We start from the raw sequence: 21,947 nt of genomic DNA on the forward strand, positions 1-21,947 counted from the left end.
CGGGCTTTTTGAGTTCTTTCATGAGGTCTGCGTAGGCCGCTTTTGCCGCTTCAAGCTTCACATCGCGGATGCGCACGCTCTCCTCATAGAAATTGCGGGTGCATTTGTCCGCGCAGTGATGCGGGCAGATGGTGCCGGTGATGAATGGCAGCGGATTGCGCTCGGTGATGACTCTAAGCGCCTCCAGGTAGTTTCCCTCACCCGCCAGCCGCAGATAGGCCGGAATGTCCTGGCTGATCGGGCAGCCGTCACGGCAGGGAGCTTCGAAGCAGTCGACAAGCGGCACCTTCCTCGCCATTTTGCGGGACGGCAGGGGCTTGATCGGCTTGCGGTAGTAGGGATCCCCGAGCGCATCCTCGGCAAAATCGCTGACCGCCGCGACATTCACCCCGCTAAATGGCTGGTCGCCGCAGTTGAGGAGCGCTTCGGCCATCTGATAAATCCGTTCGTAGCCGCCCGGCTTTAAAAGCGTAGTGGCCAGGGTGATCGGCCAGATGCCGCAGGCGAAAAGCTTTTCAATGTTATGCAGATCCGCGCCGCCGGAATACGAGATGCGCAGCTTGCCGTCAAATTCCTTGGCGATCTTTTTCGCGAGCGAGATGGTCAGTGGATAAAGCGACCGGCCAGACATGTACATCTCCTCGCTTGGCAGCTCGCCGGCGGATACCTCGACCGGAAAGGTGTTGGTGAGCTTTACGCCGAATTCGAGTCCGCGCGCCTGCGTGAGTGCGGTGAGACGGTGGAACATCGGCACCGCGTCGGAGAACTGCAGATCCTCCTTAAAGTGGTGGTCGTCAAACACGATATAATCGAAGCCAAGGTCATCCAGCGTTTTGCGGGCGAATTCGTAGCCCAAAAGGGTCGGGTTGCATTTGATGTAGGTGTTGAGGTTCTTCTCGGTGATGAGGTAGGTCGCGATCCGCTCGATCTCCTGCGGCGGGCAGCCGTGCAGGGTCGACAGGGTGATCGAATCGCTCACGCGCGGGCTGACCGCCTCGATATAGGCCGCGTCCACCTTGGCAAAACGGCGCACATTCGCAAGCGCCCACTTTTTGCATGCCTGGAACACTTCGGTGTTTCCTGCGTCCTTCATTCCTTCGATGTATGCATCAATTTTGGGAGTTTTGATCCCCTCCAGGTCGTAGCCGACCGACATATTGAATACAAAACCATCCGGATCTCCCAAATCCAGTTCCTTTGCCAACAGCTTGCAGGCAAACCACGCCTTGACATATTCGTCGAACGCCTGCGGGACGGTCAGTTCGGTCGACCATTCGCAGTTGTAGCATTCATCCGCGGCGGTAATACAGGGTTTCGCCACACAGGCGGAAAGCTCCTCGCCATCCATCTTCTGCACCGTCTTGAGCTCGAAAAAGCGGCTTCCCGCCGCATAAGCGGCGATGATGTTCTGCGCGAGCTGGGTGTGCGGGCCAGCCGCCGGTCCAAACGGCGCTTCGAGCCGCTCTTTGAAGATCGGCAGCTTTTTATCATCCGGTTTGTGCCGGAAAACCTTCGCCACGCCGAAGATCGATTTCTGCTGCGCATATTCATTCAGTGCCCAGTTCATCAATTTATCAAATGCGATCGGTCTCATCTTATCGCTCATGATCATATCCTCCTTGCGCTTCTCTTTTATTTGCCCGCGTTGATCCGTTTCCACATGCCAGCGGCCTGTTCCCGTGCATGCGCGAGGACCGCCTGTTCATCGATGCCAATGAGTTCCCGGTCCTTCATCCGGACCTTTCCATCGATGATGGTGGTCACCGTCTGTCGGCCGCTCATGCCGAACAGGGTGTGACCGTTCGCATTGTCCGCGCTCATCGGGGTGAGCGGGATATAGTCGCTCACGATGATGTCTGCCGCCGCTCCTTCCGAAAGTTCGCCCAGCGGCTTTTGGAAGGAACGCGCGCCGATGGCGGCGTTGTTTTCGAACAGCATCTGCGGCACTTCCGCCCATGCGACGGTCGGGTCGCAGAGATTGTGTTTATGCAGGCAGTTGGCGGCCTTCATCGACTCGTACATGTCGTTCGTGTAGCCGTCGGTGCCGAGCCCACAGAGGATGCCCCGGCGCATCAGCTCGATGGTCGGCGGACAGCCGACCGCGTTTCCCATATTCGATTCCGGGTTATGTACCACCATGGTATCCGTCTGTTTGAGAATGTCCATCTCGATCCCGTTGATATGAATGCAGTGGCCAGTGATGGTCTTTTCCCCGAGGATATCATTGTCGTAGAGCCGGTTGATCACCCGTTTGCCATATTTTTTGAGAGAATCGTAGACATCGGTCATGCCCTCCGCCACATGGATGTGGAAGCCCACGCCTTCCGGCGTATTTTCGCGGCAGTGCGCGAGGGTCGCGTCCGAGAGGGTGAAGGAAGCGTGCATGCCCATCATGCCCTTGACCATGTCGGAATTTTCTTCCGCGCAGAATTTGATGAAGTCCGCGTTCTCTTTGACCGCCTGGCGCATCTTCTCCTCCCCATCCCGGTCGGAGACCTCATAGCACAGGCAGGTGCGCACGCCGAGCGCGCGGGCCGCGTCCGCGATCGCAAAGAGGCTGCCGGGGATCTCGCCGAAACTCGCATGATGGTCAAAAACAGTGGTCACGCCGCATTTGATGCAGTCGAGATAGGTGGCCATCGCGCTCATGCGGGTATCTTCAAGCAGCAGGTTGCGGTCGATCGTCCACCACATGCCGTCGAGGATGTCAAGAAAATTCTGCGGGTTGTAACCGTTGATTGCGATACCGCGCGAGAAGGCGCTGTAGATGTGGTTGTGGGCGTTGATAAGCCCGGGCATGATCATGCCGCCATGTGCGTCGATGAAATCCGCGCCGGGATATTTTTCCTTCAGTTCAGCGGTTGTTCCGACTGCAACGATCGTATCCCCGTCGGCTGCGACACATCCGTTTTCGATCAGGCGGTTGTGTTTCCCGCGGGTGAGCAGCCTTCCGTTTCCTACCAGTAACATGACTTTTTCCTCCTTCATTCGGGTTCATACTTTCAAAACCATTAAAAAAGGCGTCCATCCTATCTTTGGATGAACACCCTGTCCGGCTGGAGGGGGCGGATGCGAATCAGCCGGGTTCAAATGGTGAACATCCAGCCCGTGCGCGCAGCACTCCGTTGCAGCCTGAAAACAATTCAATTTTCATAGAATTTTGCCTTTATTCTATTGACTTTAGTTTAACATGAACAGGCTTAAAATGCAATAGTTCCTGCACATTTTCTAAAAAATATTTTTTAGGTGCAACATTTTTTGTTGCAAAATCCGTCGATTGTGGTATGATGAAGAATAGAATATTCTATTCCGAAGGAGAATCAATCTATGTTTGACGCTATGACGCTGGATTTTTTGAAACAGCTTGCCAAAGGGATCGCACAGCAATTCGGAAATGACTGCGAAGTGGTCGTGCATGACCTGACCTCCAACAATCCGGACAGTTCGATCGTCGCGATTGAAAATGGCCATGTGACCTCCCGCAAGCTTGGCGACGGGCCTTCTCACGTCGTTCTGGAAGCGCTTCATGGCGACCGCAGCAATTTGAAAGACCACCTCAACTATCTGACCAAAACGCACGACGGAAAAATCCTCAAATCGAGCACCATCTATATCCGCGACGAAAACGGCGACGCGGTGGGAATTTTTGCGATCAATTATGACATCACCAGCCTGCTCATGGTGGAAAACGCGCTCAAACCGCTCATCAGCACCGATCAGCCGGAAAAAGAACCGGAACGGATTACCCAAAATGTCAACGACCTGCTCGACGAGCTGATTGAACAGAGTGTGCGCAACGTCGGCAAGCCGGTCGCGCTGATGAACAAGGATGACAAGATCAAAGCGATCCAGTTCCTCAACAACACCGGGGCGTTCCTCATCACCAAGAGCGGCGACAAGGTTTCCAAATACTTCGGCATTTCAAAGTATACGCTTTATAGCTACATCGACGCAAAATAAACTGAAACGGAAAGGGCGGACGCGCGTATGCGCGTCCGCCCTTTATTTTGTTACTGTCTTTGTTGATTGTGGATCATAATATGAGATTTTGTAGTCTCTGTTTTAAAACGACAAAATATTATATAATTTAGTTCCAGATCAAAACAGGCCGGAGTGACAGCATGTTTCAGGTGAGTTCAGACTTTCTCAAAGCGAATATGCCGCGCACCATCCGTTTCACCGAAAGGCTGTTCTCTGAGCTGAACGAGGTCGCACAGCGGGAGGACATCTCCTTTAACATGCTCGTGTTGCAGTGTTGCCAATACGCGCTCAAGCATATGCACAAGGACGATGGATAGTTTAAAAAGAACAGGTAAAGCCCGGGAGTTTCTCCCGGGCGTTCCTTTTTTCTTGAAAAAGGAACCGAAAAAACGCCTGAAGTGGCGCTGCGGCGCAAGTCACGGGGGCGCCGCCCCCGCGACCCCCGCAAGCTTTTGAAAAAGCTTGACCAAAACTTTTGATTGTGAAACTTGGCGAAAACCTTTCGCGATGCGCGAAGCGCATTACAATCCGTTTGTCCGCTTTCGGCGCAGCCGGTTTTCGCAAGGTTGCGAAAACCCGTCCCGCGTTCCTTATCCCGAATCCGCCGCCAAAGGCGGCGGGGCGTCGCAGACGACACTTTGCCGGGGGACACGGGGGCGGAAAGCCCCCGTGAGCAGCCGTCGCGCATAAGCGCGCTTCGCCGCCAGGCGAGCAGGCTGCCAAACGCGGAACGCCACGTTTTGTCTAAGCAGATTGCGCGTGATCTCTGCCGCAGGCAGCAAAATCGCGCGCAAGGGGGCCGCGGGGTCTCCCCGCGTGTCCTTCTTTCGTCCATTTCTTGGACAAGCAAGAAATGGACTCGTGGCGCGCGGCGAAACGCGCAGAAGCGACGCACGGTGAAACGCGCGAAACCATACCGTACGAAGGCGAAAAATACCCGGGAGCCGCCTCCCGGGTATTTCTCACTTCTTGATCATATTTAAATAGCGGTAGATGGTTGGTACCGATACGCCCAGGTTTTCAGCAACACAGCCAATCGCGCCTTTCACCAGGAATGTACCCATATCGTTGAGCCCTTCCACAATCTCCAGCTTATCCTTCTGGCTCATCCTGCCGACCTGCTCCTCAATATTCGGACAAATCCGCTTGATGTTCGCCTGTACCAGATCGCCAACATTCATGTTGAAGTTCTCTTTGATCCCGGTATTTCCCTGTAAACCCAAGGCTGTGATCACCGATCCCAGTTTTTCATAAGCTTCGCTCAATGCGTGGTAATCGCTGTTGATGCAGAGCATCCCGACCATCTGGCCATCCTCATCCTTGATAAAATAAGTCGAGGATTTTAACTGATGCCCATTTTTTGCAACGCCCTGGTAATTCGCCATGTACGGCAGCTTCTCAAAAGAGGCTGTTTTCAGAACATTCAGGCTCAGGTCGGTGATCGGTGAGCCAACCACCCGTCCGCTGATATGCCCATTGCGAATCGCCACCACGCTCTGATGCCAGTCTGTCAGATCATGCAGCACCACTTCGGTGCTGTCTCCCAGACAGTCCGCCAGAAAATCCACCAGCGGCAGATAGGAACGCAGGTATTTGTTCAACGCATCTCCCCCTTTTAGGGAATTTTATTTCTTGATCGCCTCAACCGGATCTTTCGGCAGGATCAGGTTGAGCAGGATGGCGGCCAGAGTCGCGATAACAACTGAGGAGCCGCCGAATACGGTGCCAACCCAGCCCGGGAAGCCCGCCAGCGAACCGGCCGACTGGGTGACGCCCACGCCAAGCGCGACTGAAATGCCAACCACGGCGGTGTTGCGCGGAGTGAGTTTGACCGAGGAGATCATCCGGATACCGGTCATGGTGATCTGCGCGAAAACCGAGATGGTCGCGCCACCGATGACACACTGCGGGATGGTGGTGAGCAGCGCCGAGAACTTCGGGACAAAACCCGCGATCAGCAGAATGATCGCCGCAAAGCCAAAGACCACGCGGTTGACCACACGGTTCACCGTCACGATGCCGACATTCTGGCTGTAGGACGCGGTCGGCAGGCCGCCGAAGAAGGCACCGAAGATGCTCGCGGAGCCCTGGCAGATGATGCCGCGCTGCAGCTCCTGGTCGGTGGGCTCACGGTCGAGGCCGCCGATTGTGGTCGAAGTCAGGTCGCCGATCGTCTGCACCGAGTTGACGATGTACATAACCGCCATCGATACGCAGGCTGCCGGGACAAACTTGAGACCGAAATGCATCGGCACCGGCACCGAGACGATACCCGCCGCGCCGACCGAGGTAAAGTCCACCATGCCCATGCAGAGGGCTACAATATATCCCACAATGATGCCCATCAGGATCGATGCAAGCTTGGTGACGCCTTTGGTGAAGTAGTTGCAGAAGATGACCACGGCCAGCGTGATGATCGCTACCAGCCAGTTCTGCCAGGAACCGAAGGTTTCGCTGCCCGCGCCGCCAGCCATGTATTTGACCGCCGTCGGATAGAGCGAAAGCCCGATTGTGAAGATGACCGTACCGGTCACCATCGGCGGAAAGAACACCCGCAGCTGCTTGACGAAGATGCCAAAAATAATCGCCACCGCGCCGCCGATGATCTGCGCGCCAAGGATGACACGGATATCATGGTATTCATTTCCCAAAGCCAGCAGGGTCGGTACATAGGCGAAGCTGACGCCCATCACGACCGGCAGCCGCGCGCCGACCGGTCCCAGCCCAAACACCTGTACCAGTGTGGCGATTGCCGTGATCAGCAGGGAAACCTGGATCAAAAGGGTTTTATCCGCGGCGCTGATCCCCAGGACGCCGGAGAGGATGATCGCCGGAGTAACGACTCCAACAATCGCCGCCACAACGTGCTGCAATCCCAGAGGCACGACCTCTTTTGCGGCAGGCACACCGGACATTTCAAATACCGAACCTGTTTTCTTGCTGTCGATCTCTTTCATTGCGACACAACCTTACAAAAAATTTTGATGCCTAATATATTTTAATTAGGATCACTTTAACTATAGACCATTTGCAGGTGTGTTGCAAGATTTTTATCACAGTTTTGATAAAAAAGTATCAGGTATACTTTTGGCTATTCTGCACAGAAATTATAAAATCCAGACGCAAATTGGCCAAAAATTTCCGCCGCTATTTGACTGCTATCGCCTCAATTTCAAACAAGGCGCCTTTCGGCAGCGCGGCAACCTGTACGCAGGAACGTGCCGGCGCATGACCGCCAAAGAAATCCGCATAGATCTTGTTGACCGCGGCAAAGTCTCCCATGTCCGCGAGGAAAACAGTGGTTTTTGTCACATCGGAAAGGGACATCCCAGCCTCAGCAAGCACCGCAATCAGGTTCTGAAAAGCCAGCTTCGCCTGTTCTTCCACTCCGCTGCCAAGCTTGCCGGTCTTTGGGTCCGCGCCGAGCTGGCCGGAAGTGTAGACGGTATTTCCCGCGAGAACCGCATGGGAATAAGGGCCGACAGCCGCCGGTGCGTTTTGTGCAGTGATGATTTTATTCATGTTGATAACCTCCTGTGAAGAATTTGGTTACCCATATTATAACATCTTTTTATCAATAATAATAGTTTTTTATTACATTTTTCTTACAAAATTCTAGTCTTAGAAAAAGGGCGGATTCCCCACAGGAATCCGCCCTTTTTTCATCTTTCTTTTTCGCGCAGCGGCAGCAGCTTTTCCATCGGAAAACAGACATACACCGTGCCCATTTTGGAAACCCGCCCAGCGGTTTCCCGCCCGCAGGAAACCCGCAATGGTTCCCGCGCGCCCGGCAGGCGCACCTGCACTACCGCTTTGCGCGGCCGGTCATAGACCTGCTCAACCACAGCCGCAAAACAGTTTTCCCCCGCTTTATCGCAGAAATAAAGATCGTCGTCATGAATTCCAGCCTGACAGCACCCATCAAGCGGACGCGCGAACCGCAGACACATATTCCAGGCAGAAGCGGTCGCGTACTCCCCCGCGATTTCAGTGAGCGGCGAAATATTCTTGCAGCAGAGCAGCCGGGCAGTCTCCACAAAAGATGGCTGTGCGAACAGCTGTCCCGTGGGCGCGCATTCCACGACCCGACCATCCGTCATGACCGCGGTGCGGCCGCAGTAGCGATAGATTTCACTGATACTGTGAGAAACATAGAGAACGGCGCCTTCAAAGGCATCGAGCGCGGCAGCGAACTCCGGCTCGATCGTATGCCGCAGCTGCCCGTCAAGTGCCGAGAACGGTTCGTCGAGCATCAATAGGCCCGGCTCGCTCGCCATCATCCGCGCAAGCGCAACCCGCTGCTGCTGTCCGCCCGAAAGCTGATGCGGCAGACGGTTTTCCATCCCGTCCAGCTGCAGAAGCGAACAGAATTTGCGCACCAGCTCCGGCTGTTTCGCCTTGTCCTTCACACCAGCCGCGATATTCTGCGCAACGGTCATGTTCGGAAACAGCGCGTAGCTCTGGAACATGAGCCCCACCCCGCGCTGCTGTGGGGAAAGGTTTATCCGTTCTTCCGAGTCAAACAGCACCCGCCCGTTTAAAACGATCCGCCCATGATCCGGTTTCACAATTCCCGCGATACAGCGCAGGGTCATGCTTTTGCCGCAGCCCGACGCGCCGAGCAGCCCCAGCACCTCGTTTTCCGCTTCGAGCTTTATATCCAGTGTGAAACTGCCGAGTTGCTTATAAATTTCCGCAAAAAGGCTCATATCCCGCCTCCCGCGGCATTCTTTACCGTCTGCCTGCCATTATAGTAATTCATCAGGCCGAGCACGATGCAGGACACCACCGTGATGATCGCCACCCAGATTGCGGCGGCGTCCATATGCCCGCCCGCCGTGGCAAAATAGATCGCCACCGGCATTGTCTGGGTGCGTCCGGGGATATTGCCCGCGATCATCATCGTCGCGCCGAACTCCCCGAGCGCGCGCGCGAACGAAAGCGCCGCGCCCGCCGCGATCCCCGGCCATGCCTGCGGGACCATCACCCGCAGGAAAATCCGGCTTTCCGGCATCCCAAGCGTACGCGCCGCCCAAACCAGATCCACCGGCACCTGCTCGAGCGCCCCTTTGGCTGCCCGGTACATCAGCGGGAAGGAAACCACCACCGCCGCAAGCACTGTGGCCTGCCAAGAAAAGACAAGCGAAATGTCGAGCCCGCCGAGGAACCTGCCGATCGGGCTGTTACGTCCGAATACCACCAGCAGGAAGAAACCGACCACCGTCGGCGGAAGCACGAGCGGCAGGGTGAACAGTACGTCGGTCAGCCACTTGACCGGGCCGTTCGCATAAAGGAGCAGCCGGGCAAACAGCACCCCGAAAAAAAATACGAGCACCGCCGCAAGCACAGAAGTGCGCAGCGAAATCCAAAGCGGCGCCAGGTCGAACGAGCCCATCCCCGCACCTCCTCAAATAATTTTACGATACCGGGGAGAAGCCGTATTTGACAAACAGATCCTTCGCTTCGTCTCCGAAAAGATAATCGACGAACGCCTTCGCGGCATCGGGAGCGGTGCTGTCCCTGGTCACGCCGACCGGATAGATAACCTTCTTATGGGAACCCTCCGGCGCGGCACAGCAGATTTCCACCTTGTCGCTGATCTTCGCGTCGGTCTCATACACAATCCCGGCCTGTACGTTCTGGGTTTCGACCCAGGAGAGCACTTCGCGCACATCCTTGGCAAAGACAAGTTTGTCTTTCAGCTTGTCGGTGAGGCCGAGATTCGCAAACGCCTCCTCGGTATACTGGCCGACCGGGACGCTCGAAGGTTCACCCACGCCAATCTGGGTGATGGAGGTATCAGCCAAAGCTTCAAACGATTCAATCTTCTCTCCGCCCGCCGGGACAATCAATACGACTTTGTTTTCGAGGATATCCTTCACCGTTGCGTCGTTCATAAGCCCCGCTTCGGAAAGCGCGGTCATCTGCTTTTTGCCCGCCGAGAAAAACACATCGGCCGGTGCGCCCTGTTCGATCTGCTGCTGCAAAGCGCCGGACGCGCCGAAGTTGAAGGTCAGGGTCACACCTTCGTTTTCCGCTTCGTAAAGCGCTTTCATCTCGGTGAGGCAGTCGGTCAGGCTCGCCGCCGCCGAAACCATCAGTTCAACCGGCTCGCCTGCCGCCGCTTCCGAAGCTTCTTCAGAAGACGCTGGCTCGAGGGCCGGTCCGGAGGCCGGCACCGCGGAGGAAGCGGGCTCGGAGCCGGAGGAACATCCTGCGGCCAGCACCATTGCCGCCGCAAGGATCATACAAAACAGTTTTTTCATATTTCTTTTCTCCTTTATATCATTTTGTCTCAGGCGCGGCGCATTCCTGCGCCTTGCCTGTGAGCACCGCAAGCCCATGGGCAAGTTCAGGCATGACAAACGTCAGGTTTTCCCGCACGGCTTTGGGACTGCCGGGCAGGTTCACGATGAGCGTCCCCTTTCGCAGAACCGACACGCCGCGCGAAAGCATCGCCCGTTTCGTTATGTTTAAGCTCGAATAACGCATGGCCTCGGAGATGCCGGGCGCGAGCCTTTCAGCCACATCGAGTGTCGCCTCCGGCGTGCAGTCGCGCGGGGAAAATCCGGTCCCGCCGGTGGTGAACACCAGTTCGGCAACCCCTTCGTCGCACAGCCGGCGCAGCTCGTCCGCAATCACATCCCGTTCGTCCGGCAGGATTTTATAAAAAATGACCTCGTAGCCGTACTGTTCGCAGATCTCCCGCACAACGGCGCCGCTTTTGTCCTCCCGCAGCCCAGCGGCGCCCTTATCGCTTGCTGTGATGATCGCCGCTTTAAACATCGCGCACCTCCATCAAATCCCCCGCCGAGATCGTCCCGCCACGCAGCACCCGCGCGAAAACGCCCTCGGTCGGCATGATACATTCGCCCATCTTCTGATAGATCTGGCAGTGGCTGTGGCATTCCTTGCCGATCTGGGTCATCTCCAGCACCACGCCGTTGCAGTCGAGAATCGTCCCGACCGGCAGCGAGCGGAAATCGATCCCCTCCACCACGAGATTCTCCCCAAACGCGCCGTCGTCCACCTCGGCGCCGCGCGCGCGAAACGCCTCGATCTTATCGTACGAAAGCAGACTCACCTGACGGTGCCAATCTCCCGCGTGCGCATCGTTTTCGATTCCCCAACTCTCCCGGAACACAGCGCTCCCCACATTTTTCTTCTGGGTGCCGCGTTTCTCACTGATGCAGACCGCGATCACTTTTCCACGCATCCGTTCATCCTCCAATCTGCACCATTCGGTGCTGTTCCACATGCGCGGTCCCCCGCGCGCCGAATTGATGTCCCACAGGTTTTTGCAGAATCGCTTCCCGCATGAGCGCAGCAAGCGCTTCGTCGGAAATCCCATCGCGCAGCGGCCCTCGCAGGTCAATCCCAACATCGTAATGCAGGCAGAGCTTTAAAAAGCCCTCCGCCGTCAGCCGCACCCGGTTGCAGCTGTCGCAGAACCGGTCGCTCAGCGCGTTGATGAAGCCGACCCGCCCGCAAAATCCTGGCAGCATCCCGTAGGAAGCCGGCCCTCCGCCATTTCCGGCACACGCCGTCATCGGGCCATACAGCCGTTCGAGCGCTGTCCTGATCCGCCCGCCGGGAATTGGCGTAAAGCCATTGCCCAGGCCGATCGGCATCATCTCAATGAACCGAACGTCCACTGGATGATCCTTTGCCAGCCCCGCCACCGAAAGCGGATGCTGCATCCCGAATTCCTCCGCTGCCACACAGTTCACCTTCACCAAAAGCCCCAGCTCCAGTGCTGTTCTAACCGCCTCCAGCGCCTTGCCAAAACTGTCCCGCCGGGTGATCCGGCAAAAAACGGCCGGATCAAGCGTATCGAGGCTCACATTCACCCCGCCGAGTCCCGCAGCCGCCAGATCCTGCGCCATATCGCAGAAGAGAAGCCCATTCGTCGTGACGCTCACCTGTTCGATCCCGTCGATCTCCTTCACCCGGCGCACCAAATCCACAATACCGCGCCTGACAAGCGGCTCCCCGCCTGTCAGGCGGATGCGGCGCACGCCAAGCTTTGCCGCTGCGCGGCAGACCCGCAGAATTTCTTCGAATGAGAGGATCTCCCGATGGGAGACCGGCTCAACCCCTTCCTCCGGCATGCAGTAAACACAGCGCAAATTGCATCGGTCGGTGACTGACACCCGAAGATAATCAATTTCGCGTCCGCAGTTGTCCCTCATCCGCGCCGCCTCCTTTTCTATTAGACTGGCCGGGTAAATTTCCCCGACTTCCCCCCGCTTTTCTGGAGCAGGCGGATTTCCCCGATCTCCATGCCGCGATCGACCGCTTTGCACATATCGTAAATTGTCAGCAGCGCCACCGAAACGCCGGTGAGCGCTTCCATCTCCACGCCGGTCCTTCCGCTCACCCTGACCGTACAGGCCGCGGTAACTGCCATCCGCTGCGGGTCGACCACAAAGGTGATTTCGCATTTGTTCAACGCGAGCGGGTGACAAAGCGGGATCAGCTCCCAGGTGCGCTTCGCGGCCATGATGCCCGCCACCTGCGCCACGCTGAGCACGTCCCCTTTTTTCGCTGTCCGGGTTACGATCGCCGTATAAGCCTCCCGGTTCATCCGGATCGTCCCCTCCGCGACCGCGGCCCGCTCGGTCACTTCCTTTCCGCTCACATCCACCATCACGGCATTGCCGTTTTCATCGATATGGGTAAGCCCGTCCATCACACACCACCCTTTCCAAACCCGCAGTTTGGATAGCGGCAGGGCTCGCAGCCCAGACAGAGCCCGCCGTTTCCAAGTTTTGCAAGATCTTGCGCCGTGACCGGGTCGTCCGCCATGACGCGCGGCAGAACCAGGTCAAAAATGGTGCGTTTGGCATACATCACACAGCCAGGCAGCCCCATAATGGGCACGCCGCCGAGATACGAAAGCAGGAACATCGCGCCCGGCAGGACCGGCGCGCCGTAGCTTATGATCCGCGCGCCAGTATCGCGGATGGCGGCCGGGGGGCGGTCGTCCGGGTCGACGCTCATGCCGCCGGTACAGACCACCAGTTCCGCGCCGTCCGCAAGGAACGCTTTGATTGCGGCAGTGATATTTTTCGGGTCGTCTCCGCAGGAGGTGACACCCATAACCTGCCCGCCGTATTCCCCCAGCTTTTCCGCGACGACCGGGCTGAAGGTATCTTTGATGCGGCCATGGAACACCTCGTTTCCGGTGGTGACAATACCGCACTTTTTCTGCTTGTAGGGCAGAATCCGCATGACAGGTTCAGTGCCGGCAATGGCTTTCGCGGCATCGAGCTTCTCCTTTGCGATCACGAGCGGGATCACCCGCATCCCCGCGAGTTTGTCGCCTTTTTTAACCGGCAGATGGTTCGAGCGGGCCGCGATCATCAGCTCGCCGAGGGCATTGAGCTTTTCCAGCCGCGCCGCGTCGAATGCGAACAGCCCGTCGCTGGCGGCGGAAAGCTCGATCTTCCCCTCCTTGATGCCGCTCTCCTCCATATGCTCATTTTTGCAAAGATCGCAAAGGATCCTTGCGCCTTCGTCCTCGTGCAGCATGCCCTCCTGTTTCTCCCAGACGTAGAGGTAGTCCTTTCCCATCGAGAGCAGCACCGGAATATCCTCCGCCGCCACAATATGTCCCTTGCGAAAACGCGCGTCCTTGGTCACGCCGCGGATAATCTGGGTCATGTCATGGCAGATCACATGCCCGACCGCATCCTCCGTTCTAATCTTCTTCATGCCTTTCGCCTTCCATCTCACCATTATTTTGCGGTGCGCAGAATGTACCGCCGAAATACTCCGCAAACAGCCGGTCGGCGTTTAAATAGACCGCCTTCTGGAACGCCTCATATCGTTCCACAAAGCTCCGGCCCTGTTCGGTCAACCTTGAAAAACCGCCGCCAGCGCCGCCCACATGCCGCTCCAGCAGCATGAAACCGAGCTCCTGTTCCGCTGTGCGCACAATCTTCCATGCCTTTGAATAGGACATCCCCATCTCGCCGGCAGCCGTCTGGAGCGAACCGGTGCGGTCCACCCGCAGGAGCAGTTCGGAAACGCCCGGCCCGTAGAATACCCCGTCCCGTTTGAGGCGCACCTTCAGGGAATATTGCAGGTTATCCATCGTCCGCCTCCTTCAACCGTTATTCTCAAATAGATATAACGCTTTTCTTATTCTATCATAAAAGTCATACTTGTCAATGCAATCCCGCGTCTTCCAAAAAACCTCCGCCAAAATCGGCGGAGGTTCTCATTTTGAAAAAATTTTTTCATTTTCCAACCACCTTGTGGGTTTCGTTGACAATCCGCTCGAGCGCGTTCAGAATGTTCTGATATCCGGTACAGCGGCAAAGGTGCCCGGAGATAAGTTTACGCAGTTCGTCACGGGTATACTTTTTCCCACTGCCCACAATCTCCACCGCAGACATGATGAGCCCCGGCGTGCAGAAACCGCATTGTACCGCAGCTTCTTCCACAAACGCCTGCTGGATGGGGTCGAGTTCGCCGGCCGGGCCGCGCAGGCCTTCAACCGTGAGGATACTCTTGCCTTCCGCCCAAACGGCCAGATAGATGCAGCTGTCGATCGCCTCGCCGTCCACCAGAACGGTGCAGGCGCCGCATTCCCCAACTTCGCATCCTTTTTTGACGCTGGTGAGCCCCAAACGCTTTCGCAGCGTATCCGCGAGCGATTCGCGCTCATCGACCGCAATCTCTGCGGGCTTGCCGTTGACCGTCATTGTAATCACCTTAAGCATCAGCCACACCTCCCGCATGTTTGATTGCCCTGTCCAGCGCGCGGCGGCTCAGCTCCTTCACAAGCTGGACGCGGAATTCCTTTGACGCGCGCCAGCTCGTGCGCGGCGCAACCTCTGTGGCAGCGGTTTCTGCAACCAGCTCGAAAAGCTCCGCGTCAATCCCGCGCCCTGCCGCGAGCGCTTCGGTCCCGCGGCATCGGATTGGCGTTGGCGCAGCGACGCCGTACGCCAGCCGCAGATCCGCCACCGCCTTTCGATCAGCGGAAAGCTTCACATTGACCGCGCAGCCGAGCGTCGCGATATCCATCGCATTGCGCTGGGCATATTTGATATAGTGCCCGCCAAAACCTTCGTAATCACTTTTTTCAATGAAAATAGCGGTCAGCAGCTCGGCGTGCGCAAGATCAACTCTGCCGGGGCCTTTGTAGAAACGCTCCAGCGGCACCAGGCGCGCGCCATCCGGGCCGGTCAGTTCGAGCATCGCGTTCAGCGTGAGCAGCGTGGAGGCGCTGTCCGCGCTGGTCACGCCGTTGCAGACATTTCCCCCGATCGTCCCGATGTTGCGCAGCTGCGGCCCGCCCGCCTGATCGACCGCTTCACCAAGCATTGGCAGGTGTTTTTGGATGAGCGGATCGTTTGTGATGTGGGAGAAGGTCGTCACTGGCCCGATGCGGATGCGTCCGCCCGCATCCATCGAAACGCCTGTGAGCTCCGGAAGGCTGTGAATGCTCACCAGGCGGCAGCCTGCCAGCTTGCCCTCCCGAATCTTGATAAGCAGGTCGCTGCCGCCCGAAATGACAAGCGCTTTTGGGTCGTCCCGCAAAGCGGCAATCGCGTCCGCAGCGCTTTTTGCCTGATAGATCCCTTCGATATCATACATCCGAAGATCCCTCCCTTCCCTTGATGAGCCCGGCCTCGGTGAACAGCTCCACCAGCTTCTGCGGGTTCATCGGGAGCGTATCCACCGCCACGCCGGTGGCATGCAGCACCGCGTTGCGCACCGCGGGTGCCGGCGGGATCGCGGGCGGCTCACCGAGCGCCTTATTCCCGTAGGGACCGCTTGGATCGACCGGCTGCACAAAATCCGCATGCAATTCCGGTGTGTCCAGCGCGGTGGGCAGTTTGTAATCAAGCAGGTTGCCGTTTAACGGCCTGCCCGCGTCGTTATAGAGGAGCTGCTCGCCCAATCCATACCCCAGTCCCATGCTCATGCCGCCGTGCACCTGTGCTTCCGCGAGCTTCGGGTTGATAAGCACGCCGGAATCGTGGACGTTGATGATATCGAGCACCTTCACCTTGCCGACCGGGATATCCACCTCCACCTCGGCAAAGCAGACGCCGAACGCAAAGGTGTTGTCTTTGCAGTGGTTTGTGGCCTCTGCGGTGATATGTACCGAATGGGTCAGGCTATAGAAGGCCTCCATTGCGAGCGCCTGCATCGTAAGGAGTGTTTCACCGCTTTCATGCGCAACGATGCGGCTGTCGGAAATGTCGAGCGCGTCCGCCGGCAGTTCCAGCATCTCAGAAGCGTAACTGAGGATCTTCTCCCGAAAAATCCCGGCTGTCTTTTTAAGCGCCATGCCGCTGACATAGGTCTGGCGGGAGGCGTATGCGCCGGTATCGAACGGCGCGACGTCGGTATCCTGCATCGTAACAATATGAATGTCCTCATCCCGCAGGCCAATCGTCTCCGCCGCCATCTGGGTGAACACCGTATCGGCGCCCTGGCCGATTTCGGTCGCGCCCATCTGCAATTGTGCCGTGCCGTCCTGGTTGAGAATCAGCCGGCAGGCCGCCGTTTCAAGCGAAATCGGGTAGACGCCAGTCTTGTAGCTGAAAAGCGCCATGCCCACCCCGCGCCGGATGTCGCCGGTCTGGTTCCGGTATGCCCTGCGCTTCTCGTCCCAGCGGATGAACTCCTTGCCCTTCTCGATACACTCGAGCAGGCCAGTCGAATGGCAGGTGATACCGGTCATCGGGTCGACATATCCGAGCCGCATCACATTTTTTTCGCGCATCGTGATCGGATCGAGCCCCAGCGCCGCGGCGATATCGTCCATCCCGCTTTCGAGCGCGAATACCGCCTGCGGGATGCCGTAACCGCGCATCGCGCCGCCGGAAGCGATATTCGTATAGACGGTGTAGGCGTCCGCAGTCAGGGATTTCTCGTCGTGATAGGTGTGGCGGTAGGCGTTCGCCGCGTTCGCCACGATCGCGTGGCCGTGAGACGCATAGCCTCCCTGATTCGACCAAGCTTCCAACCTGCGGGCGACCAGCCTGCCGTCCGAACGGACGGCGGTCCTGACCCGGAAGGTGATTGCATGGCGCACCCGTGTGCAGGAAAAGGTCTCCTCGCGGGAGATTTCCAGCCGCACCGGCCGGCCGCCCACCTGGGTGGTCAGCCAGGCGTTAAGCGGCTCGTAGAGCACCTCCTGCTTGTTGCCGAATCCCCCGCCGATATACGGTTTGATCACCCGTACCCTGCCCCATGGAACGCCGAGCGCCTGCCCGACGACCCGCCGGACGATGTGCGGGATCTGGGTGGAGGAAACCACCACAATCCGGCCGTTCTCCATATAGGCAAAGGAAACAGGCGGCTCGATGTGGCAGTGCTGGACTGTCTGGGTGGTATATTGCTGCTCAAAGACGCGTACCTCATCTTCCCTGACCGCCTCGTCGAAATCCAGGTCGCCGACACGGTAACGGCTGTACGCCAGGATATTATCCGGCCTTTCGTCGTGGATTGGGACGGCCCCGGGCGCCATTGCCTGTTCGACCGTGGTAATTGCGGGATACTCCTCGTACTCGGCCTTTACGAGCCGCGCGGCGCGTGCGGCGGCGATCTCGTCCTCCGCGATGACAACGGCGATCTCGTCGCCGTAAATGCGCACCCGCTCGTTTAAAAGACGGCGGTCGGCCACATCCTGATGTTTCGGATCGGTCGACCAGGGATGCCCAGCGGTCGGAAAACAGCGCTCCGGCGCGTCAAAGCAGGTGAGGATTTTCACCACTCCCGGCACTGCCAGCGCTTCGGAAAGGTCGAATCGCAGCACCCGCCCGTTTGCAATCGTGCTGCGCACGACTTTAGCTTCCAACGCGTTTCGCGGGGTGAGGTCGTCGGTATATTTCGCGTTGCCGGTCACCTTTTCCACCGCGTCCACGCGGTTGATGCTCCTGCCAATTCCCATCGCGCATACCTCCTGTTCAACCGGGAAGTGTTTATCGTTTCTGCCTAAGTTTCATTACAGTTTCTTTCTTTTTCAGGATACAATTTATAAAAGTCATACTTTTATTTGTCAATATTATAACGCCTTCCGGGAAAGAAAACAACCAAATTTTCTCCATCTTCAAAGAAAATTTGGTTGCACAGGTTTGGTTATATTTTTATCCCCGCCACATATTTTTCACAGACTTCGCGGCCATCCGACAAAAAGATCAGCCGCTCCAGCCGCTCCAGCGGCGTGAGCGCCTGCGGATGCGGCAGGCGCGCGTCGTCGAATACCACCGCGTCAAATTCATATCCCTGCTCAAATGCGCCGACCTTGCCGAAAAACGCCCCGCCGCCGCGGGTTGCGAGATAAAACGCCTCAGAAACCGAGAGCGGCTTTTTTGTTTCATCCACCAGCCGCCAGCGCAGTTTGGAAACCTGCACCGCGTCAGCCATGGCCCGCAGCATCGAAAGGGAGAAGCCGCCTGCCATATCGGTGCCCAGCCCCATCGGCATCCCCGCGTCGAGATAGGCGCGCGCCGGAGCAATGCCGGAAGCAAGGTTCTCATTCGACTGCGGGCAGTGCGCGATAAAGACGCCGCGCTTTTGCATCAGCGCCAGTTCCGCCGGTTCCGGATGGACACAGTGCGCCATGACCGTAGGGCAGCTCCCGCCGAACAGGCCAAACCGATCATACGCCTCGCCATAACAGGAAACGCCCGGGCAGAGTTCCTTCACCCACGCAATTTCGGAAAGATTCTCGGAAAGGTGCGACTGAACCGGCAGGCCATAATCCCTTTGCAGCATCGAAAGGCCTTCCAAAAGCGCGTTCGAACAGGAGGGGATGAAGCGCGGCGTGAGGATTGGCCTCACATTCCGGAAATCCGAACAGGCTTCGATCCACTGCCGGGTCGCGTCGAGCGACTGTTCCGGCCCTGCTTCCCGCAGCGCATCCGGGCTGTTTCGGTCCATATTCACCTTGCCGACCAGCGCATGCAGGCCGGCGTTTTCCAGCAGTTCCATCAGCAGCAGGGTCGCCGGGGTGTGGATGGTCGCAAAGATACAGGCGCGGGTGGTCGCGCTCTCTTTGAGCGCGTCGGCAAAGATTCCGTAAGCTTTGCCCGCATAGGCGAGACAATCAAACTTCGCCTCCTCCGGGAATACGCGGGCGTCCAGCCAGTCAAGCAGCTCGAGGTCCATCCCCAGCCCTCGAAAGGCGTACTGCGGCGCATGCAGATGCAGGTCACAAAGCCCCGGGATCACCAGCTTCCCGGTGTGGTCAACCACCCGGATCCCTGCATATTTTTCCGGCAGCACACGGAATACGCCCGCAACCAGACCGTTTTCGCAGATCAGATAACCGTCCGGAAGGCAGCGGATCTCATCTTTTGAAGCGCTGTGCAGGATCGCGCCCTTGACGGCAAATGAAGCGCCCGATTTCATCGTGCAATTCCCCTTTACAGAGATTTTCCCTTGTAATTTGTCTGATTACCGCGTATAATGAAGGATATATTAGGAAATTTGGCAAAGATCGCGGTGGAATTTTATCTAATATCGTTATTAATCATACTAATCTATTCCGTTTTCATCATACCCCATTCCTCCAGTTTTTGCAAGCTCCTTCTATTTTACTTTCAAATGAAAGAGGTTATTCGCATGCCGTCAGAATACGAACTTCCCTATCTGGGCGGAAGGCTCATGTCCACCCAGGTGAGCGCGCTGCTCATCAAGGAGCTGAAGGAAGGCGCTTTTTCAGCCGCGGAACGCCTTCCCTCCGAGGTGGAGCTGGCGGAACGCCTGGGGGTGAGCCGCACCGTCATCCGCGATGCGCTCTCCGATCTGGAACGGGAAGGGTTCATCGAGCGGGTGCGCGGCATCGGGACGGTCATCAACCGGGAGATCGTAGGCCTCAAGCACCGGCTCGATCTGAAACTCGAATATAACGAGCTCATCCGCGACGCGGGCTACCGCCCAGGCGTTGACAGCATTTCGCTGCGGGTGGAGCCCGCCGACGAAGAGCTGGCGGAAATCTTGCAGATCGATTCCGGCGCGCCCGCTATCGTCTGCGAAAAACGGCTGCTCGCCAGCGGTACTCCTGTCATCTATTCGGTTGACTACCTGCCAAAGGCCCTCCTTGAAGGGATGAACTACGCGGATATCGACTGGTCGATGCCGGTGTTCGATATCCTCGACCGGTATTGCGGGCTCACTGTCGTCACCAGTATCGCCAAGCTGCGCGCCACCAACGCCGACCCGCTCATCCGGTCACGTCTGGAGGCTGCAAAAGGCGATGCGCTCATCATGCTCGACGAAATCGGGTTTTGCAAGCTCAGCCGTCCGGTGATGCGTTCCTTTGAATTCTATACCGACTTTTTCGATTTCACGCTTCTGCGCAAAAAATTCTGAACAGCCAAAAAGCCGCGCGCCCATGGGCGCGCGGCTTTTCCATTTTCTGAATGTCGGCTTTATTCGTCCTCGGACTTTTCGGCCTTTGATCCGGCCTTGGTGAGCACCACAACAACGCCCATGATCGCCAGGATAACCGTAAAGATGCCAAACATCCCAAGCCCCATCACTTCAAGGGAAATCCAAAAGTTACTGATTGCGCTTGCACTGAACATTTCTGCAAATCCTCCCTTATTTGATGAATGTCGGGATCAGATACAGGATGATGCCACCGGCGATCACCGACCCGATCTGGCCCGAAACGTTTGCGCCGATGGCATGCATCAGCAAATGATTTTGTTTGTCCTCCGCGAGCGCCATCTTCTGGATGACCCGGGCGGACATCGGGAACGCCGAAATGCCGGCCGCGCCGATCATCGGATTGATCTTCTCCCGCAGGAAAAGGTTCATCAGCTTTGCAAAAAGTACGCCGCCGATCGTATCCATAACAAAGGCCAGAAGCCCCAGGCACATGATGAGCAGGGTCTGCCAGGTTACAAACTGTTCGGCGCGCATCGAGAAGGAGATCGTAATACCGAGCAGCAGGGTGATAATGTTTGCAAATTCGTTCTGCGCGGTCTGCGAGAGGGAGGTCAGCACACCGCATTCGCGCAGGAGGTTTCCGAACATGAGAAAGCCGACCAGCGAAACCGACATCGGCGCGACCAGCCCCGCGATGATCGTGACGATAATCGGAAACAGGATGCGGGTGGTCTTGGTGATGCTCTTCGGGTTATAGGGCATGCGGATCATCCGCTCTTTTTGGGTGGTGACCAGTTTGATGGCAAACGGCTGCACGATCGGTACCAGCGCCATGTATGAATAAGCCGCCACCGCAATCGCACCCATGTAGTTCGATTTGAAGATCTGGGAAACCAGGATCGAAGTCGGGCCGTCGGCGGCGCCGATGATCCCGATGGAAGCGGCGTCCTTAAGGTCAAAACCGCAGAGCGACGCCACGCAGACGGTGAAGAAGATGCCGAACTGCGCCGCCGCGCCAAAGATCATCATCTTCGGGTTCGAAAGCAGCGGCCCGAAATCGATCATCGCGCCAATGCCGATGAACAGAAGGATGGGCAACGCCTCGGAAGATTCAATTGTCGTTTCAAACAGCCATTGGATAATGCCCGGCACCTCTCCGATGCCAGCCGTGACCTGGTTCACAACGCCTGAAAGCGGCAGGTTCACAAGGATCGCGCCGAAGCCCATCGGCATCAGCAACGCGGGTTCAAAGCCTTTTGCAATCGCCAGATAGATCAGCAGCCCGCCAATTGCGTACATCACAATCTGTTCAGGCTGGATCGCAAGGATACCGGATAGCAGAAATTCCATATTTTCGACCCCTTTAATAGAATAGTGGATGCTGTCAACGCCCGCTGCCCGGGCGATCTATAAGAACGGCCGCGAAGGCCGGCACAAACCGGGAAGAATCACAGAATAAAAGACCTGTGTTCATAAAGGACTATGAACACAGGTCTTGTCATTTCAAGTTAAACCATGATCCGAAGCAGGACCCGTGATGTTGATTTAACTGCACCGAAGTACTGACTACTCCCCTGGATTTCGATATGAAACAATTCAAT

Annotated in this window: 23 protein-coding genes; 3 read left to right on the plus strand and 20 right to left on the minus strand. The window is 57.1% G+C overall.

Annotated elements, in window-relative coordinates; genetic code table 11:
* Positions 1-1,606: putative selenate reductase subunit YgfK (gene ygfK, locus DWV16_RS19585; protein WP_243007306.1), on the minus strand; the 1,606-nt coding region annotated here is incomplete at its 3' end.
* A 26-nt stretch (positions 1,607-1,632) separates the two neighbouring features.
* On the minus strand, positions 1,633-2,970 hold the full coding sequence (gene ssnA, locus DWV16_RS09760) for a putative aminohydrolase SsnA (protein ID WP_118478995.1): 1,338 nt from the start codon (positions 2,968-2,970) through the stop codon (positions 1,633-1,635).
* A 357-nt stretch (positions 2,971-3,327) separates the two neighbouring features.
* On the opposite strand from ssnA, the gene DWV16_RS09765 reads away from it, so the two are divergent.
* Together DWV16_RS09765 and DWV16_RS19045 are read left to right on the plus strand one after the other, a co-directional pair.
* Entirely contained in the window at positions 3,328-3,960 is a 633-nt protein-coding gene (locus tag DWV16_RS09765) for a transcriptional regulator (RefSeq protein ID WP_066458801.1), read from the plus strand.
* Between the two features lie 161 nt (positions 3,961-4,121).
* Positions 4,122-4,298, plus strand: a complete 177-nt coding sequence (locus DWV16_RS19045) for a hypothetical protein (protein ID WP_158572841.1) — start codon at positions 4,122-4,124, stop codon at positions 4,296-4,298.
* 645 nt (positions 4,299-4,943) lie between these two features.
* Here the strand turns inward: DWV16_RS19045 and DWV16_RS09770 are convergent.
* From DWV16_RS09770 to DWV16_RS09845, 16 genes are all read right to left on the minus strand, one after another.
* Positions 4,944-5,582: a transcriptional regulator gene (locus tag DWV16_RS09770; RefSeq protein WP_066458798.1), complete on the minus strand. Its 639-nt coding sequence runs from the start codon at positions 5,580-5,582 to the stop codon at positions 4,944-4,946.
* A gap of 24 nt (positions 5,583-5,606) precedes the next feature.
* Complete coding sequence (locus DWV16_RS09775) at positions 5,607-6,938, minus strand: uracil-xanthine permease family protein (protein WP_066458796.1); 1,332 nt, start codon at positions 6,936-6,938, stop codon at positions 5,607-5,609.
* A gap of 190 nt (positions 6,939-7,128) precedes the next feature.
* A complete protein-coding gene (locus DWV16_RS09780; RefSeq protein WP_118478997.1) occupies positions 7,129-7,503 on the minus strand; it encodes a RidA family protein in 375 nt (124 codons plus the stop codon).
* Positions 7,504-7,643: 140 nt separating this feature from the next.
* The gene (locus DWV16_RS09785; protein WP_118478999.1) at positions 7,644-8,690 is read right to left on the minus strand and encodes a sulfate/molybdate ABC transporter ATP-binding protein; all 1,047 of its coding nucleotides are present in this window, start codon (positions 8,688-8,690) and stop codon (positions 7,644-7,646) included.
* The gene (gene modB / locus DWV16_RS09790) at positions 8,687-9,376 is read right to left on the minus strand and encodes a molybdate ABC transporter permease subunit (protein WP_118479001.1); all 690 of its coding nucleotides are present in this window, start codon (positions 9,374-9,376) and stop codon (positions 8,687-8,689) included. Before modB ends, DWV16_RS09785 begins: the two co-directional genes overlap by 4 nt.
* 22 nt (positions 9,377-9,398) lie before the next feature.
* Entirely contained in the window at positions 9,399-10,247 is an 849-nt protein-coding gene (modA, locus tag DWV16_RS09795) for a molybdate ABC transporter substrate-binding protein (protein ID WP_118479003.1), read from the minus strand.
* Between the two features lie 19 nt (positions 10,248-10,266).
* Positions 10,267-10,767 carry a molybdenum cofactor biosynthesis protein B gene (locus DWV16_RS09800; RefSeq protein WP_066458786.1) on the minus strand — a complete coding sequence of 167 codons (501 nt, stop codon included), beginning with the start codon at positions 10,765-10,767 and terminating at the stop codon, positions 10,267-10,269.
* Entirely contained in the window at positions 10,760-11,239 is a 480-nt protein-coding gene (locus DWV16_RS09805) for an MOSC domain-containing protein (protein ID WP_242863664.1), read from the minus strand. The genes DWV16_RS09800 and DWV16_RS09805 overlap by 8 nt, the downstream gene beginning before the upstream one ends.
* A complete protein-coding gene (gene moaA, locus DWV16_RS09810; RefSeq protein WP_066458783.1) occupies positions 11,202-12,173 on the minus strand; it encodes a GTP 3',8-cyclase MoaA in 972 nt (323 codons plus the stop codon). The genes DWV16_RS09805 and moaA overlap by 38 nt, the downstream gene beginning before the upstream one ends.
* Positions 12,174-12,193: 20 nt before the next feature.
* Positions 12,194-12,673: a cyclic pyranopterin monophosphate synthase MoaC gene (gene moaC / locus DWV16_RS09815; protein WP_118479007.1), complete on the minus strand. Its 480-nt coding sequence runs from the start codon at positions 12,671-12,673 to the stop codon at positions 12,194-12,196.
* On the minus strand, positions 12,673-13,698 hold the full coding sequence (locus DWV16_RS09820) for a molybdopterin-binding protein (protein ID WP_118479009.1): 1,026 nt from the start codon (positions 13,696-13,698) through the stop codon (positions 12,673-12,675). Before DWV16_RS09820 ends, moaC begins: the two co-directional genes overlap by 1 nt.
* A complete protein-coding gene (locus DWV16_RS09825) occupies positions 13,685-14,080 on the minus strand; it encodes a winged helix-turn-helix domain-containing protein (protein WP_066458779.1) in 396 nt (131 codons plus the stop codon). Before DWV16_RS09825 ends, DWV16_RS09820 begins: the two co-directional genes overlap by 14 nt.
* A gap of 145 nt (positions 14,081-14,225) precedes the next feature.
* Positions 14,226-14,711, minus strand: a complete 486-nt coding sequence (gene xdhC, locus DWV16_RS09830) for a xanthine dehydrogenase subunit XdhC (RefSeq protein ID WP_066458778.1) — start codon at positions 14,709-14,711, stop codon at positions 14,226-14,228.
* A complete protein-coding gene (gene xdhB, locus DWV16_RS09835; protein WP_066458776.1) occupies positions 14,704-15,591 on the minus strand; it encodes a xanthine dehydrogenase subunit XdhB in 888 nt (295 codons plus the stop codon). Before xdhB ends, xdhC begins: the two co-directional genes overlap by 8 nt.
* Positions 15,584-17,899, minus strand: coding sequence for a xanthine dehydrogenase subunit XdhA (gene xdhA / locus DWV16_RS09840; RefSeq protein WP_118479011.1), 2,316 nt, complete (start codon positions 17,897-17,899; stop codon positions 15,584-15,586). Before xdhA ends, xdhB begins: the two co-directional genes overlap by 8 nt.
* A 188-nt stretch (positions 17,900-18,087) precedes the next feature.
* Positions 18,088-19,362, minus strand: coding sequence for an amidohydrolase family protein (locus DWV16_RS09845; protein WP_118479013.1), 1,275 nt, complete (start codon positions 19,360-19,362; stop codon positions 18,088-18,090).
* A gap of 213 nt (positions 19,363-19,575) precedes the next feature.
* On the opposite strand from DWV16_RS09845, the gene DWV16_RS09850 reads away from it, so the two are divergent.
* Positions 19,576-20,325: a GntR family transcriptional regulator gene (locus tag DWV16_RS09850; RefSeq protein ID WP_066458771.1), complete on the plus strand. Its 750-nt coding sequence runs from the start codon at positions 19,576-19,578 to the stop codon at positions 20,323-20,325.
* Between the two features lie 59 nt (positions 20,326-20,384).
* On the opposite strand, the gene DWV16_RS19325 is transcribed toward DWV16_RS09850, so the two are convergent.
* Together DWV16_RS19325 and DWV16_RS09855 are read right to left on the minus strand one after the other, a co-directional pair.
* Complete coding sequence (locus tag DWV16_RS19325; protein WP_187116782.1) at positions 20,385-20,540, minus strand: hypothetical protein; 156 nt, start codon at positions 20,538-20,540, stop codon at positions 20,385-20,387.
* 16 nt (positions 20,541-20,556) lie between these two features.
* Positions 20,557-21,696: a sodium ion-translocating decarboxylase subunit beta gene (locus DWV16_RS09855; RefSeq protein ID WP_066458770.1), complete on the minus strand. Its 1,140-nt coding sequence runs from the start codon at positions 21,694-21,696 to the stop codon at positions 20,557-20,559.
* Positions 21,697-21,947 lie beyond the last annotated feature (251 nt).

It is taken from the genome of Anaerotruncus sp. AF02-27 (genome assembly GCF_003465835.1).
Lineage (GTDB): Bacteria > Bacillota > Clostridia > Oscillospirales > Ruminococcaceae > Anaerotruncus > Anaerotruncus rubiinfantis.